This window comes from Pseudomonas sp. S8 (assembly GCF_050473925.1).
GTDB lineage: Bacteria > Pseudomonadota > Gammaproteobacteria > Pseudomonadales > Pseudomonadaceae > Aquipseudomonas > Aquipseudomonas parakoreensis.
In genome coordinates, this window is sequence record NZ_JBFDVZ010000016.1 from 2,606,658 (window position 1) to 2,621,058 (window position 14,401).

At 61.3% G+C, this 14,401-nt stretch carries 17 protein-coding genes; all 17 read right to left on the bottom strand.

All coding sequences use genetic code 11. The features are described from left to right. Positions 1–2: 2 nt before the first annotated feature. The 17 genes from fliR to fliE all read right to left on the bottom strand — a co-directional run bounded on the left by fliR (position 3) and on the right by fliE (position 14,300). Positions 3–788, bottom strand: coding sequence for a flagellar biosynthetic protein FliR (gene fliR, locus AB1J88_RS12870; RefSeq protein ID WP_095667177.1), 786 nt, complete (start codon positions 786–788; stop codon positions 3–5). Positions 789–791: 3 nt separating this feature from the next. After that, positions 792–1,061, bottom strand: coding sequence for a flagellar biosynthesis protein FliQ (gene fliQ / locus AB1J88_RS12875; protein ID WP_041072975.1), 270 nt, complete (start codon positions 1,059–1,061; stop codon positions 792–794). Then, positions 1,058–1,816: a flagellar type III secretion system pore protein FliP gene (gene fliP, locus AB1J88_RS12880; RefSeq protein WP_430291208.1), complete on the bottom strand. Its 759-nt coding sequence runs from the start codon at positions 1,814–1,816 to the stop codon at positions 1,058–1,060. The genes fliQ and fliP overlap by 4 nt, the downstream gene beginning before the upstream one ends. After that, positions 1,816–2,268 (bottom strand): flagellar biosynthetic protein FliO, encoded by a 453-nt coding sequence (gene fliO, locus AB1J88_RS12885; protein ID WP_430291209.1) that lies wholly within the window; start codon positions 2,266–2,268, stop codon positions 1,816–1,818. The genes fliP and fliO overlap by 1 nt, the downstream gene beginning before the upstream one ends. After that, positions 2,269–2,727 (bottom strand): flagellar motor switch protein FliN, encoded by a 459-nt coding sequence (fliN, locus tag AB1J88_RS12890; RefSeq protein WP_003222891.1) that lies wholly within the window; start codon positions 2,725–2,727, stop codon positions 2,269–2,271. A 56-nt stretch (positions 2,728–2,783) separates the two neighbouring features. Next, entirely contained in the window at positions 2,784–3,752 is a 969-nt protein-coding gene (gene fliM, locus AB1J88_RS12895) for a flagellar motor switch protein FliM (protein WP_003222890.1), read from the bottom strand. 9 nt (positions 3,753–3,761) lie between these two features. Next, positions 3,762–4,265, bottom strand: coding sequence for a flagellar basal body-associated protein FliL (gene fliL, locus AB1J88_RS12900; protein WP_041072981.1), 504 nt, complete (start codon positions 4,263–4,265; stop codon positions 3,762–3,764). A 225-nt stretch (positions 4,266–4,490) separates the two neighbouring features. Next, a complete protein-coding gene (locus AB1J88_RS12905) occupies positions 4,491–5,885 on the bottom strand; it encodes a flagellar hook-length control protein FliK (protein WP_430291210.1) in 1,395 nt (464 codons plus the stop codon). A 106-nt stretch (positions 5,886–5,991) separates the two neighbouring features. Then, positions 5,992–6,339 carry an Hpt domain-containing protein gene (locus AB1J88_RS12910; protein WP_041072985.1) on the bottom strand — a complete coding sequence of 116 codons (348 nt, stop codon included), beginning with the start codon at positions 6,337–6,339 and terminating at the stop codon, positions 5,992–5,994. Positions 6,340–6,369: 30 nt separating this feature from the next. Next, complete coding sequence (locus AB1J88_RS12915) at positions 6,370–8,073, bottom strand: ATP-binding SpoIIE family protein phosphatase (RefSeq protein ID WP_430291211.1); 1,704 nt, start codon at positions 8,071–8,073, stop codon at positions 6,370–6,372. Positions 8,074–8,078: 5 nt separating this feature from the next. Further along, complete coding sequence (locus AB1J88_RS12920; RefSeq protein WP_108182045.1) at positions 8,079–8,384, bottom strand: STAS domain-containing protein; 306 nt, start codon at positions 8,382–8,384, stop codon at positions 8,079–8,081. 153 nt (positions 8,385–8,537) lie between these two features. Next, positions 8,538–8,990 carry a flagellar export protein FliJ gene (gene fliJ / locus AB1J88_RS12925; protein ID WP_047292539.1) on the bottom strand — a complete coding sequence of 151 codons (453 nt, stop codon included), beginning with the start codon at positions 8,988–8,990 and terminating at the stop codon, positions 8,538–8,540. A gap of 6 nt (positions 8,991–8,996) precedes the next feature. Beyond that, positions 8,997–10,355 carry a flagellar protein export ATPase FliI gene (gene fliI, locus AB1J88_RS12930; RefSeq protein WP_047292537.1) on the bottom strand — a complete coding sequence of 453 codons (1,359 nt, stop codon included), beginning with the start codon at positions 10,353–10,355 and terminating at the stop codon, positions 8,997–8,999. Next, the gene (gene fliH / locus AB1J88_RS12935; RefSeq protein ID WP_430291212.1) at positions 10,345–11,151 is read right to left on the bottom strand and encodes a flagellar assembly protein FliH; all 807 of its coding nucleotides are present in this window, start codon (positions 11,149–11,151) and stop codon (positions 10,345–10,347) included. The genes fliI and fliH overlap by 11 nt, the downstream gene beginning before the upstream one ends. Positions 11,152–11,155: 4 nt before the next feature. After that, positions 11,156–12,175 (bottom strand): flagellar motor switch protein FliG, encoded by a 1,020-nt coding sequence (fliG, locus tag AB1J88_RS12940; RefSeq protein WP_007920042.1) that lies wholly within the window; start codon positions 12,173–12,175, stop codon positions 11,156–11,158. After that, on the bottom strand, positions 12,168–13,955 hold the full coding sequence (gene fliF / locus AB1J88_RS12945) for a flagellar basal-body MS-ring/collar protein FliF (RefSeq protein ID WP_027614236.1): 1,788 nt from the start codon (positions 13,953–13,955) through the stop codon (positions 12,168–12,170). The genes fliG and fliF overlap by 8 nt, the downstream gene beginning before the upstream one ends. 15 nt (positions 13,956–13,970) lie before the next feature. Further along, complete coding sequence (fliE, locus tag AB1J88_RS12950) at positions 13,971–14,300, bottom strand: flagellar hook-basal body complex protein FliE (protein ID WP_003222869.1); 330 nt, start codon at positions 14,298–14,300, stop codon at positions 13,971–13,973. Between the last annotated feature and the right edge of the window lie 101 nt (positions 14,301–14,401).

Here is a 14,401-nt window from a genome sequence, read left to right on the forward strand (position 1 = left end):
TCTCAGCGCGCCCGTGCCAGTTCGCGTAGCAACTGCAGGGCTTCTGAGGCCAGCGGTTGATACTGATTGAGGATGTCCGCCAGACCGACCCAGACAATGAACAGACCCAGCACCAGGGTCAGCGGAAAGCCGATGGAGAAAATGTTCAGTTGCGGCGCGGCGCGGGTCATCACGCCGAACGCGATGTTGACCACCAGCAGCGCCGTGACCGCCGGCAACACCAGCAACAACGCCGCCCCGAGCACCCAGCCGAGTTTGCCGGCCAACTCCCAGTACTGCGCCGTCATCAAGCCGCCGCCGACCGGCAGCGTGGTGAAGCTCTCGGTGAGCACTTCGAAGACCACCAGATGGCCGTTCATCGACAGGAACAACAACGTCACCAGCATGGTGAAGAACTGGCCGATGACCGCCACCGAGACGCCGTTGGCCGGGTCGACCATCGAGGCGAAGCCCATGCCCATCTGGATCGCGACAATCTGCCCGGCCACGGCAAACGCCTGGAAAAACAGTTGCAGGGAAAACCCCAGCACCGCGCCGACCAGAATCTGCTCGCCAATCAGCAACCAGCCACTGAGCGCCAGCGGACTGACCTCCGGCATCGGCGGCAGCCCCGGGGCAATGCACACGGTAATGGCCACGGCGAAATACAACCGCACGCGGCGTGACACCAGGGTGGTGCCGAACACCGGCATGACCATCAGCATCGAGGCGACACGAAACAGTGGCAACATGAACGACGCCACCCAGGTACTGATCTGGGTGTCGGTCAGCTGAAGCAACGATTGCATGGCTCAGCCGATGACCATCGGGATGTTTTTGTAGAGCTGGATGATGTATTCCATGAACGTCTGCACGATCCATGGACCGCCCACAATCAGCGTCACCAGCATCACCAACAGACGCGGCAGGAAGCTCAGGGTCTGTTCGTTGATCTGCGTCGCGGCCTGGAACATCGCCACCAAGAGGCCGACCAACAGACTCGGCACCACCAGAATCGCGACCATCAAAGTGGTCAGCCACAGCGCTTCACGAAAGATATCGACCGCAACTTCCGGCGTCATGGCGAGACACCTCCGAAGCTACTGGCCAGAGTGCCGATGATCAGCGCCCAGCCATCCACCAGCACGAACAGCATGATCTTGAACGGCAGCGAAATGATCAGCGGCGAGAGCATCATCATACCCATCGCCATCAGCACGCTCGCGACCACCAGGTCGATGATCAGGAACGGGATGAAGATCATGAAGCCAATCTGGAACGCGGTTTTCAGCTCGGAGGTGACGAACGCCGGCACCAGAATGGTCAGCGGCGCCTGATCCGGGATGGCGATGTCGGTGCGCTTGGACAGACGCATGAACAGCTCCAGATCGCTGGTGCGGGTCTGGGCGAGCATGAAGTCCTTGATCGGTACCTGGGCCTTTTCCACCGCTTGCTGCGCGGTGAGCTTTTCCGCCAGGTACGGCTGCAGCGCATCGTTGTTCACCCGGTCGAACACCGGGGCCATGATAAACAGGGTCAGGAACAGCGCCATGCCGGTGAGGATCTGGTTCGACGGCGTCTGCTGCAGACCGAGGGCCTGACGCAAGATCGAGAAGACGATAATGATCCGGGTAAAACTGGTCATCAGAATCACGGCCGCCGGAATGAAGCTCAGCGCCGTCATGATCAGCAGGATCTGCAGGCTGACCGAGTATTCCTGCGCGCCGTCGGCGTTGGTGCCCAGCGTGATCGCCGGGATCGACAACGGATCGGCGGCGAATGCCAGTGGCGCGGCCAGCATCAGGGCCAGCGTCAAGACGATGCGGAGCGCAGCCATTACTTCTTTTCCTTCTGATCCTTGCCGAGAATCTTCAGCAGATGCTGGGCAAATTCCGGGGTCGCTTTTTCGCTACTGCTCGGCACTTGCACCGGCTCTTTGAGCACGTGCAGCGCGGTGATGGTGCCAGGGCTGAGGCCCAACAGAATTTGCTCGTTGCCAACCTGCACCAGCATCAACCGGTCACGCGGACCGAGCGCGCGCGCGCCGATCAGTTCGATCACCTGGCCCTTGCCCGCCGGCCCGGCCTGCTGCACCCGGCGCAGTAGCCAGGCGAGGAAGAAGATCAACCCCAGCACCAGCAACAGACCGAACACCAGTTGCGTCAGTTGCCCGGCCACGCCGCTGTTGACCATCGGCGCGGTGGCAGCGGGCACGGTGGTCGCCGTCGACGGCTCGGCGGCCAGCACGCTCAATGGCAGTGCCAGCAAAGCCCAGAGAAACCGTTTCACTCAGCGCAGCTTCTTGATGCGTTCGCTTGGGCTGATCACGTCGGTCAGGCGGATGCCGAACTTCTCGTTGACCACCACCACTTCGCCGTGCGCGATCAGGGTACCGTTGACCAGCACGTCCAGCGGCTCGCCGGCCAGACGATCGAGCTCGATCACCGAACCCTGGTTCAGTTGCAGCAGGTTGCGGATGTTGATATCGGTGCTGCCCACCTCCATCGAGATCGACACCGGGATGTCGAGGATCACGTCGAGGTTCGGGCCATCCAGCGTCACTGGATCGTTGTTCTTCGGCACGCTGCCGAACTCTTCCATCGGCAGACGGTTGGAGCTTGCCGCGCCAGCGTCGGCCGCCAGCAGCGCATCGATGTCAGCCTGGCTGCCATCACCGGTCTCTTCCAGGGCCGCAGCCCATTCATCGGCCAGTGCCTGATCGTCCTGGGCGTTCATTTCGTCGTTCATCATTTGTCCTCGGCGGGCAACAATTCAGTTAAATGCGTGGGGGTGAGAGCGGCGCTTCAGCGCCGCTCGATCGGCTCGATCACCTGCAACGCGAGGTTGCCTTTGTGCGAGCCCATCTTGACCTTGAAGGCCGGTACGCCGTTGGCGCGCATGATCATGTCTTCCGGCATTTCGACCGGGATCACATCCCCCGGCTGCATGTGCAGGATGTCGCGCAGCTTCAACTGACGGCGGGCCACGGTGGCGCCGATCGGCACGTCGACATCGAGCACGTCCTGACGCAGGGCGTTGACCCAGCGCTCGTCCTGATCGTCGAGGTCCGACTGGAAACCGGCGTCGAGCATTTCGCGCACCGGTTCGATCATCGAGTACGGCATGGTCACGTGCAGGTCACCGCCACCGCCGTCGAGTTCGATGTGGAAGGTGGAGACCACAATCGCTTCGCTCGGGCCGACGATGTTGGCCATGGCCGGGTTCACTTCCGAGTTGATGTACTCGAAATTGACTTCCATGATCGCCTGCCAGGCTTCCTTCAGATCGACGAACGCTTGCTCCAGCACCATGCGCACCACGCGCAGTTCGGTCGGGGTGAATTCCCGCCCTTCGATCTTGGCGTGACGGCCGTCGCCGCCAAAGAAATTGTCCACCAGCTTGAACACCAGTTTGGCGTCGAGGATGAACAGTGCGGTACCACGCAACGGTTTGATCTTGACCAGGTTGAGGCTGGTCGGCACGTACAGCGAGTGCACGTATTCGCCGAACTTCATCACCTGTACGCCACCGACGGCAACGTCGGCCGAGCGGCGCAGCATGTTGAACATGCTGATGCGGGTGTAACGGGCAAAACGCTCGTTGATCATTTCCAGGGTCGGCATGCGTCCACGGACGATGCGATCCTGGCTGGTCAGGTCGTAGCTTTTGACACTGCCGGGTTCGGCAGCGTTATCGGTCTGTACCAGACCATCGTCGACGCCATGCAACAGCGCGTCGATTTCATCCTGGGACAGCAGATCCTGCACGGCCATGTCGTGTTCCTACTGCAGTACGAAATTAGTGAAAAGCAACTGTTCGATCACCACTTTGCCCAGCTCTTTCTGCGCCACTTCCTGGACGCTGGCTGTGGCCTTCTGGCGCAGCATCTCCTGGCCGACCGGGGTCGCCAGTGTGGCGAAATCCTGACCGGAGAAGAGCATCACCAGGTTGTTGCGGATCACCGGCATGTGCACTTTGAGCGCGTCCAGATCGGCCTGGTTACGCGCCAGCATGGTGATGCTCACCTGCATGTAGCGCTGACGGCCGTTCTGGTTGTAGTTGGCGACAAACGCCGGCGCCATCGGCTCGAAAATCGCCGGCTGCTTGCCGACCGGCGCGGTCTCGGCCGCGGCGGCAGGCTTGCTCTGAGCGCTGTGCATGAAGTACCAGGTCGCGCCCACGGACACACCGATCGCCAGCAGCAGAGCCACTACGATCAGGATGATCATCTTGAGTTTGCCTTTGGTCGCGGGGTCTTTTACAGCTGCTGCTTCGCTCTTCGCCATGCCAATAATCCGTCACTAATCGGGTTTTCACAGTCGCACGGCAAGGCAAGAGCAAGTGTTATGCCAGAAGTGTCGGAGCGTTGGAGGAGCGGGATGCATGAATCGATACAAGCCCTGTGGGAGCTGGCTTGCCAGCGATAGCGATTGGTCTGACACATTGGTTCTGAATGTGCCGCCGCCATCGCTGGCAAGCCAGCTCCCACAGGTTTTTGTGAACACCTTGAATCAGGCGTAATAGTCGACGGCGCTGGAGCCGATCACGCTGGTGGTTTGCGCAGCGGCTTCGGCCACGCTCACAGGCGCCAGTTCTTCGTCCGCCGAATCCAGACGTCCGCCAGCAGCGCTGGTACGGCCGCTCTGACCCTGCTGCGCCTGTTCCTGACCCTGCTGACCCTGCCAGCCACGGCTCTGGTCGGAGACATTGACGTCAACCTGGCCCATGCCCTGCTGGGTGAACATGTCACGCAGGCGATGCATCTGACCATCGAGCGCTTCACGCACGCTTGGATGCGCGCTCATGAAGGTCACTTGGGTCTGCTGGTCCGGAACCATGTTCACCCGAATATCCAGACGCCCCAGCTCTGCCGGCTGCAATTGAATATCCGCCGCCTTCAGGTTGGCGCTGGACAGGTACATGACGCGGTTGACGATTTCTTCGGTCCAGCCGCTCTGGTGCATGGCGATCGGTTGATTCACCGGCACCGCGTTCGCGGTTTTCGGCGTAGCCGCCTGAGTCAGCGCCGCCAGACGGTTGGCGAAATCATCGACTCGAGTGTCGCTGGTGGCAGACTTGAGATCTTTCAGGCCATCGTCGATCAGACCGCTGAAGGCTTTCTCGCCGCTTTGACTGGTGCTGTCCTTGTCGGCCTGTACGTCGAGCATGCTGGCCATGCCGGCAGCGAAGTTCTGCGCCGCAGTCAATTCACCGTCGGCCTGAGTCTGGGCCGGCGTAGCTTTGGGTTGCGCCTGACTGCTGGCAGAAATGTGTCCGCCCTGCTCCATCGCCATGCGCACCGCCGGCAGCGAATCGAGTGGATCGGCCGCCGGGTCGAAAGCGCTATCGGTCGATGCCGTCGGGTCTTTGACCACGGCTGGCGCAACGGTTGCAGCCACGACCGGTGTCTCGGCCTTGACCGGCTCCGGTGTTGCAGCGACTGGCGCGGGCACCGCCGGTGCAGTCACCAGCGGTTGCACGGTTTGCACCAGCGCCGGATCCAGCGCCGGATCTACCGGGGGGGTGTCCGCCACTGGCGTCTGCGTGCTGTCAGCGGCCGCATCGGTGGCGGCCTTGTCAGCGGCGGCCTGATCATTGGATGCAGTCGAAGCCGTCTTGTCGGCAGGCAAGGCATTGCCGCTATCGGCAACGGTCTGTTGCGAGGCGGCAGACTTATCCTTGCCGAGATCTTTCTTGTCGCTGTTGTCGGCAACCTTGTCACGTGCCGGTTTCAACGAACTGTCAGTGCCTGGCAGATTTTTTTTCGGGCCTTGATCGGCGAACACCTGAGCGAAGCTTGAGGCCTTGTCCCCGGTGTCTGCAGCCACGACCGGTGCTTTGGCAGCAGCGGCTTGCGCCTTGGCCTGGGCGGCAGATTGAAGAAGAACATTGGGGGTCGCAGGCATGACACGGTCTCCGCTGCACTGGGATCGTAGGTACAGTTGACGGGGATTATTGCAAGTGTCGGGCCAGTTTCGTCCGGCGCTGGCGAAAAGCGCCGGACGGCAGGATTCAATGCGTGAGGGCGTGCTGGCGTTCGTCTTCGTAGACAGGTCGCACATCGGCAAATTCACTGCTGATGTCCGCCACCAGATCGACGATTTCCGCGGGACTTTTGTTTCTGGCGTCCGCCTCGAGCGCCTGACAGAGCGTCGCCAGTCGCACGGCACCCATGTTGCTGGCGCTGCCCTTGAAACTATGGGCGACCTCGGCCAACACCTTGGCGTCGGCGGTCTTTTGCAATTGATGCAAGCGACTTTCAGAATCGGTCAGGAAGGTATCCAGCAAATCCGGATAGCTGTCTTCCATCACTTCGCGCAACGCATCGAGTACTTCGCGATCCACATGTTGGTCAGTCACTTGTTCACTCCTTGATCAAGAATCGGCGAATTATGCCCTAACCTCCCAGAAAAACTCTACGCAAGCACTGCGACCTTCGTCCGACCAACTGGCGTTATGCCCCAATTGCCGAATCAAGCTGACGCCGCGCCCCGACAGACGGACGCCGTCCAGCGGTCGCTCCATCACGCGCGCCACGTCAAACCCCTTGCCGCTGTCCTCGACGCGGATGACCAGGCAACCACCGGCACCTTGCGGTTTCACTTGCAGATGCACGCGCACGTAACCGTCCTGCAACGCTTCGAGTCGTGCATTGCGCTGCTCGTAGTAGCGAGCGAATCCAGCGGCATCGCGCTTGAGGCTGGAATCGAGTCCCAGCACGCCATGCTCCAGTGCATTGGAATAGAGCTCGGCAAGCACGCTGTAGATTGCGCCACCCTGGGTGCGCAAGCCATGTACTTCCAGTAACAATTGCAGCAAATATGGCAACGGATTGAAGCGTTTGAGCGTCGCACCGCGAAACTCGAAGCTAACCGACCAGTCCAGCGGACAGGATTGGCCGCTGTCGGAGTACACCGGCGCCGACGGCACCACCTGCGCCGCTTCCAGCAGACTGATCTCGACCATGCTCACATCGTCGCGGGGCTCGCCACGAAAGGCGTGCAAGGCCTGCTCGATCTCGGCGAACAGGTTGTCCGGTTCACGATTGGCGGCAAACAGTTGCTGCAAACGCTTGACACCAAACAAGCGGTCATCGGCGTCAGTGGTATCGATCACGCCGTCTGACAGCAGGAACACTCGGTCCCCCACCGCCATGGCCTGCACTTCGGTGCGATCGTCGAATGCCTGCGGGCTGAGCACCCCCAGCGGTAAATGCCGCGCCGGCAGCGGCAGCCGCTCGCCCGTGGCGATCCGGTGCAGATAGCCATCGGGCATGCCGCCGTTCCACACCTCCACAGTACGGCGCTGAAAGCTCAGGCAAAGCATGGTCGCGCAGCAGAACATGTCCACCGGCAGGATGCGCTTGAGCTTGGCGTTCATCTCGCGCAGGGTTTCGGCCAGGCCGTAACCTTTGGCCGTCATGCCGTAAAACACTTCGGCCAACGGCATCGCCCCCACCGCCGCCGGCAGACCGTGGCCGGTGAAATCACCGAGCAGCACATGCATGTCGCCGGCCGGTGTGTAGGCCGCCAGCAGCAGGTCGCCGTTGAACAATGCATAGGGCGATTGCAGGTAGCGAATATTCGGCGCGCTCAGGCAACCCGAATGCGCGACCTTGTCGAACACCGCTTTGGCCACGCGCTGTTCGTTGAGCAGGTAATCGTGATGCTTGGCAATCAGGTCGCGCTGCTGCAGCACCGTGGCCTGCAAACGACGCAAGCGATCCATTGCCTTGATTTTGGCGGCAAGGATCACCTGGTTGTACGGCTTCGCCAGAAAGTCGTCGCCGCCCGCCTCCAGACATCGCGCCAGCGCTTCGCTTTCGGTCAACGAGGTCAGAAAGATGATCGGCACCAGGGTTTCGCCCGCCAGCGCCTTGATCTGTCGCGCCGCTTCGAAGCCGTCCATCACCGGCATCATCGCGTCCATCAGCACCAGATGCAGCGGCTGGCGCCGAAACACTTCCAGCGCTTCGGCGCCATTGGCGGCGGTCAGTACTTCATGCCCCTGACGCCGGACGATGGTCGACAACAGTAACCGGTCGGCGGCGCTGTCTTCGGCGATCAGGATCGTCAGCGGCTCTTGCGCCTGCATGGCCGTCAACTGATGTCGAACAGTTTGTCGAAGTTGGAGATGGCGAGAATCTTGCGCACGTCGGAGTTGCTGTTGACCACCCGCACGTCCGAGTCGTCGCCGCCGGCGTGATCGCGCAGCAGGAGCAGCATGCCCAGCGCGGAGCTGTCGAGGTAGGTGGCGTCCTTCAGATCGACCACGATGGAGTCAGGCTTGCGGTTAAGCCGCTCATAGGCCTCGCGAAATTCCTGATGGCGCCCGAAATCGAACCGCCCCCTGACCGAAATCGTCAGTTTTTGACCATCCGGAGAGACTTCTGTAACGACAGACATTGACTGGCTTCCTTGTCATTGACGAACGTGTACAAGGTTTAGCACTTGGACAGGGTTGGGGCAAGGCTGGAAGCCAGATCAAAAGATCGCAGCCTTCGGCAGCGCCTACATCAATCACCTGTAGGAGCTGCCGAAGGCTGCGATCTTTTGACATTATTCAAGAGGATCGTGCCGCGGCAAACGCTGCGACAACTCGTCCAGCAACCTCTGCTCGCGCTTGTCTTCGAGGCGTTGCGCCTCTTCGCGGTAGCGCTGCACCAGTTTGCGCAGGCCCTCGACCTTGGCGAACGCCTGCTGCCAGGCGTCTCGCGCCTTGATCAGGTTGTTCTGGTGCCAGACCAGGCTTTGCCGCTGCTGGTCGATCGCGGTGTCCAGTTGCGCCAGAAAGCCGTGATAACCCAGCAACCATTGCCCGGAAACCCCGTCGCTGCCGCGTACGATCCACTGTTCTTGATAATCCAGACGAAAGGCATCGAGGTCGGCGAGTTTGCTTTCAGCCACCTTGACCTGGCCCTGAAAGTATCCCAGACGCTGGACGGCCGTTTTTTCGGCCTGTTCGGCCATTTCCACCACCGGTGCCAGACGTGCGGCGCGACTCACGGCCATGACCGGTTACCCGCCCGCCGCAGGTGCGAACAGGGTTTCCAGATAGGCCTGGCTCTCGCCCATGTTGATCTTGTCGTTCAGCCCCTGCCGCTGGTAGCGGGTCAGTTGCGGCTGCAGATTGATCGCCAGATCGGTCTCGCGGTCACCACCGGCGACGTAAGCGCCGACGCTGATCAGATCGCGGCTCTGCTGATAGCGCGACCACAGCTGTTTGAAGTACTGCGCACGCTGCATGTGTTCCGCCGAAACCACCGCCGGCATCACCCGGCTGATCGACGCTTCGATGTCGATGGCCGGATAGTGCCCTTCCTCGGCCAGCCGCCGGGATAACACGATGTGGCCGTCGAGCACGCCCCGCGCCGAGTCGGCTATCGGGTCCTGCTGGTCATCGCCTTCGGACAACACGGTGTAGAACGCAGTAATCGAACCCCCGCCCTTCTCCGCATTACCGGCGCGCTCCACCAGTTTCGGCAGTTTGGCGAACACCGAGGGCGGATAACCCTTGGTCGCTGGCGGCTCGCCGATGGCCAGAGCGATTTCCCGCTGAGCCTGAGCGAAACGGGTCAGCGAATCCATCAGCAACAAAACGTTCTTGCCCTTATCGCGGAAATACTCGGCGATCCGTGTGCAGTACATGGCCGCGCGCAAACGCATCAGCGGCGCATCGTCCGCCGGTGAGGCGACGACCACCGAACGCTTGAGGCCTTCTTCACCGAGGATGTGCTCGATGAACTCTTTAACTTCGCGGCCCCGCTCACCGATCAGGCCGACGACGATAATGTCGGCTTCGGTGAAGCGGGTCATCATGCCCAGCAGCACCGATTTACCGACACCGGTACCGGCGAACAGACCCAGACGCTGACCACGCCCGACCGTCAGCAAACCGTTGATGCAACGGATGCCGACGTCCAGAGGTTCGTGGATCGGGTCGCGGTTGAGCGGGTTGATTGTCGGGCCGTCCATCGGCACCCAGTCTTCAGCCTTCATCCCGCCCTTGCCGTCCAGCGCCCGTCCGGCACCGTCGAGTACGCGACCGAGCATGCTCATGCCCATCGGCAGGCGACCGGTTTCGGCCAGCGGCACCACACGGGCGCCCGGGGCGATGCCGGCGACGCTGCCGACCGGCATCAGGAAGACTTTGCTGCCGGAAAACCCCATGACTTCCGCTTCCACCTGGGACGGGTGATAGCTGTCGTCATTGATCACCAGGCAGCGTGTGCCCATGGCGGCGCGCAGGCCTTCGGCTTCGAGGGTGAGGCCGACCATGCGCAGCAGGCGGCCTTCAAGAATCGGCGCGCCAGCGATGTCAGTGGCGTCGGCATAGGTGCTGAGGCGCTTGGCGAAACTGGTGCGTTCAAGGCGCATCGGGGATGTCCGCGAGCGGCTCTTGCGGCGCATTCGCCGATGGGCTTTCTTCAGGAATGTCCAGAGTCAGATCCGGCGCAGCCGGGTGCAGAGACTGTTCGTGCAACTGGTCAAACAGCTTGCCCATGACCTGGGTGATGCGGGTTTCAATGCTCGCGTCGATGCGGCTGTGCGCGGTTTCAACCCGGCAACCACCGGGCATCAGCGACTCGTCCTCGACGATACGCCAGGTTTCTTCATGGCGTTCGCGCAAGGCCTTGGCCTGTTCGAAGTCCTGCGGATTGACGTACAGACGCACGTTGTCCACGCCCAACGGCAGCAGCTTGAGCGCGTCGCGCATGACGTGTTCGATCTGGCTGGAATCGATCGCCAGTTCGCGCTTGATCACCTGTCTGGTGATGTGTTGCACAAGGTCGACCAGCGACTTTTCGATCTGCGTGTCTTGCTCGGCAATCGGCTCGAACAGGTGGGTCATCAGTTGTTCGAGGCTGGCCAGTTTTGCCGCCAACGCCACTTCGGCTTCCTGACGCACCTTGAGCGTGGCGCTGTGAAAACCTTCCTTCTCACCGATGCCAAAGCCCTCGTTGTAGGCCTCCTGACGGATGCTTTCGAGTTCTTCCAGGGTCAGTGGCTGGACTTCCTCCAGCGGCACTTCTTCCATTTCCGGCGGTTCGGGCTCCGGCTCCGGCTCGGGTTCCGGTTTCGGCGGATCGAAGCTGGGCAGCGCCCAGGATTCGAAACCACGGACATCGCGGGCGCGGATCAGATCCGTCACTGACTCGTCATGCTTGTCCATGGGCTTAGATCATTTCCTCGCCGCCCTTGCCACCGAGCACGATTTCGCCGGCTTCGGCCATGCGACGGGCAATGGTGAGGATTTCTTTCTGCGCGGTTTCCACGTCGCTGACGCGCACCGGGCCTTTGGCTTCGAGGTCGTCGCGCAACAGTTCGGCCGCACGTTTGGACATGTTCTTGAAGATCTTCTCCTTGACGCCTTCGTCCGAACCCTTGAGGGCCAGCACCAGCACGTCGGAGGAGACTTCGCGCAACAGCGCCTGGATGCCGCGGTCGTCGACGTCGGCGAGGTTGTTGAACACGAACATGAGGTCTTCGATCTGACCGGACAGGTCTTCGTCGACTTCGCGGATCGAGTCCATGAGCTGACCTTCGATCGAGCTGTCGAGGAAGTTCATGATGTCCGCCGCACGCTTGATGCCACCCAGGGTGGTGCGCGAGGCGTTCGAGTTGCCGGAGAACTGCTTCTCGAGAATCTGGTTCAGCTCTTTCAGCGCAGCCGGTTGCACGGTGTTCAGCGACGAAACGCGCAGGATGATGTCCAGGCGCACCTTGTGGTCAAAGTTGCCGAGCACTTCACCGGCCTGATCCGGGTCGAGGTACGCGACGACGATGGCCTGGATCTGCGGGTGTTCGTAACGGATCACGTCGGCAACCGCGCGCGGCTCCATCCATTTCAGGCTGTCGAGGCCGCTGGTGTTGCCACCGAGCAGAATGCGGTCGATCAGGCCGTTGGCCTTGTCTTCGCCCAAGGCCTGGGTAAGCATTTTGCGCACGTAGTCGTCGGAACCGACGCCGAGGCTGGTCTGGTCGCCGACGATGTCGACGAACTCACTCATGACCTGCTCGACCTGCTCGCGATGGACGTTGCCCATCTGAGCCATGGCCACACCCACCCGCTGAACCTCTTTCGGGCCCATGTGGCGCAGCACTTGCGCGGCATCGGTCGAACCCAGGGACAGCAGCAGAATTGCAGCTTTGTCGACCTTGTTCAGTTTGACAGTTGCGGCTCGGTTATCACTCATCTGCGTTAATCCACTCTTTCACGACCTGAGCCACGCGACCCGGATCCTCGGCCACCAAGCTCTTGATTGCATTCAGTTGTGCGTCGTAACCCTCACTCGGGCTCGGCAACAGAATGCTCTGCGGACCACCGAGGCTCACGCGGTCGTTGGCCAGGTCGCCGTCCAGGCCGCCCATGCCACCGAGTTCCACGTCGCTGCCCAGACCGGCCAGCTCCTTGCCTTTGCCGCCACCGGTGATGTTGTTCAACACCGGACGCAGCACACCAAACACCAGCACCAGGATGAACAACACACCCAGCACTTGTTTGACGATGTCCCAGAACCATGGCTGGGAGTAGAACGGAATATCGGCAACCACTTCACCGCGTTCGGCGGAAAACGGCATGTTGATCACGCTGACGCTGTCGCCACGGCTGGCATCGAAGCCAACGGCGTCCTGCACCAGACGGGTGAAGCGCGCCAGTTCATCGGCGCTCCATGGCGCGCGGGTGGTTTCCCCGTTGGCCGCATTGACCTTGACCTGATCGTCGACCACTACCGACACCGACAGACGATTCAGGCGACCCTGCTGCTGCTTGGTGTGGCTGATGGAACGGTCAAGTTCGAAGTTCTTGGTGGATTGTTGACGCTTGTCCGCCGGGTATGGTGCGAGCATTGGCTGGCCGGTGGCCGGGTCCATGATCTGCTGACCGTTGGCATCCACCAGTGGCTGACCGGGCTGAATCATGCCGGTAGAGCCCTGCGCGCCACCGGTGGTTTGCGGTGCCGAGGCCGGCGCCGGCGGCTGGTTGCTCAGGGCCCCCGGGACACCTTGCGGGCCATTGCTGGCGGTACGCTGTTCATTGACCGACTGCTCGCTGCGCAACGCCGGTTGGTCCGGGTTGAACTGCTCGGCGGTCGATTCGACGGCACTGAAATCGATGTCGGCCGAGACTTCAGCCTTGTAGCGATCGTTACCCAGTACCGGCTGCAGAATGTTGTGCACGCGCTGAGTGAGCATGCTTTCCATGCGGCGGCTGTAATCGAACTGCTTGCCGGCCATGGTCATTTCGGAGTTCTCCGCCTGATCGGAGAGCAGATTGCCCTTCTGATCGACGACGGTGATCTGCGATTTGCTCAGTTCAGGCACGGAAGTCGCCACCAGGTTGATGATCGCCACCACCTGACCCGGCTCCAGCGAACGTCCGGAGTACAACTCGACCAGAACCGAAGCGCTTGGCTTGCGCTCATCACGCACGAACACCGAGCTCTTCGGAATCGCCAGGTGCACGCGGGCGCCCTTGACGTTGTTCAGGCTGGAGATGGTGCGCGCCAGTTCGCCTTCGAGGCCGCGACGGTAACGGGTCGCTTCCATGAACTGGCTGGTGCCCAGACCCTGTTCCTTGTCGAGGATTTCGAAACCGATGTTGCCGTCGCTGGGAGTGACACCAGCGGCCGCGAGTTTCATCCGCGCACGGGACAGGTCGTCAGCCTTGACCAGCAAGGCGCCGGAGTTCGGCTCGACGGTGTAAGGGATGTCGGCGGAGGCCAGGGTGTCCATGACCTGCTTGGCGTCCATGCCGGCAAGGCTGCCGTACAACGGACGGTAATCCGGCTGCTGCGACCACAGCACCACGGCAAAGCCAATCGCCACGCTCGCAGCCAGGCCGACCAACAGGCCCACCTGACGCAGCATGGTCATCTCGGAGAGGTTTTCCAGGAAGGACAGGCCGAACAGCGGCGGTTTGCCGTCTATCGGGGTGGCCTTGGCCGGAACGTTATCGGCGACTGCTTCTGCCATGACTCAATCTCGTCCTTAAACCGGCATCTGCATGATGTCTTGATAAGCCTGAACCAGTTTGTTGCGCACCTGGGTCAGAGCCTGGAACGACACGCTGGCTTTCTGCGAGGCGATCATCACGTCGGTCAGGTCAACGCCGCTCTTGCCGATTTCAAATGCGTTGGCCAACTGAGTCGAAGCCTGCTGGGTATCGCTGACTTTGTTGATGGCCTGACCGAGCATGTCGGAAAAGCTGCTGCCTGCCAGTTCAGGGACGGCGGCAGTCGATTTCGGCGTGGCCATGGCGTCCATTTTCATGGCCTTCATGTCCATCATCAACCGATTAAATTCAATACCTTGGCTCATGGTCTACTCTCTTGGGCGGCCCGCAATTTTTTGACACTCACTCGGCGGGTACACAGGTATTAGCAACAAGGGTGCCAGCTATCGGGCAGCCTTTCAGAAAA

Coding starts and splice junctions, on each gene's coding strand:
- fliR (WP_095667177.1), bottom strand. CDS start 788: ATGCAATCGTTGCTTCAGCTGACCGACACCCAGATCAGTACCTGGGTG.
- fliQ (WP_041072975.1), bottom strand. CDS start 1,061: ATGACGCCGGAAGTTGCGGTCGATATCTTTCGTGAAGCGCTGTGGCTG.
- fliP (WP_430291208.1), bottom strand. CDS start 1,816: ATGGCTGCGCTCCGCATCGTCTTGACGCTGGCCCTGATGCTGGCCGCG.
- fliN (WP_003222891.1), bottom strand. CDS start 2,727: ATGAACGACGAAATGAACGCCCAGGACGATCAGGCACTGGCCGATGAA.
- fliM (WP_003222890.1), bottom strand. CDS start 3,752: ATGGCCGTGCAGGATCTGCTGTCCCAGGATGAAATCGACGCGCTGTTG.
- fliL (WP_041072981.1), bottom strand. CDS start 4,265: ATGGCGAAGAGCGAAGCAGCAGCTGTAAAAGACCCCGCGACCAAAGGC.
- AB1J88_RS12905 (WP_430291210.1), bottom strand. CDS start 5,885: ATGCCTGCGACCCCCAATGTTCTTCTTCAATCTGCCGCCCAGGCCAAG.
- AB1J88_RS12915 (WP_430291211.1), bottom strand. CDS start 8,073: ATGCAGGCGCAAGAGCCGCTGACGATCCTGATCGCCGAAGACAGCGCC.
- AB1J88_RS12920 (WP_108182045.1), bottom strand. CDS start 8,384: ATGTCTGTCGTTACAGAAGTCTCTCCGGATGGTCAAAAACTGACGATT.
- fliJ (WP_047292539.1), bottom strand. CDS start 8,990: ATGGCCGTGAGTCGCGCCGCACGTCTGGCACCGGTGGTGGAAATGGCC.
- fliI (WP_047292537.1), bottom strand. CDS start 10,355: ATGCGCCTTGAACGCACCAGTTTCGCCAAGCGCCTCAGCACCTATGCC.
- fliH (WP_430291212.1), bottom strand. CDS start 11,151: ATGGACAAGCATGACGAGTCAGTGACGGATCTGATCCGCGCCCGCGAT.
- fliG (WP_007920042.1), bottom strand. CDS start 12,175: ATGAGTGATAACCGAGCCGCAACTGTCAAACTGAACAAGGTCGACAAA.
- fliF (WP_027614236.1), bottom strand. CDS start 13,955: ATGGCAGAAGCAGTCGCCGATAACGTTCCGGCCAAGGCCACCCCGATA.
- fliE (WP_003222869.1), bottom strand. CDS start 14,300: ATGAGCCAAGGTATTGAATTTAATCGGTTGATGATGGACATGAAGGCC.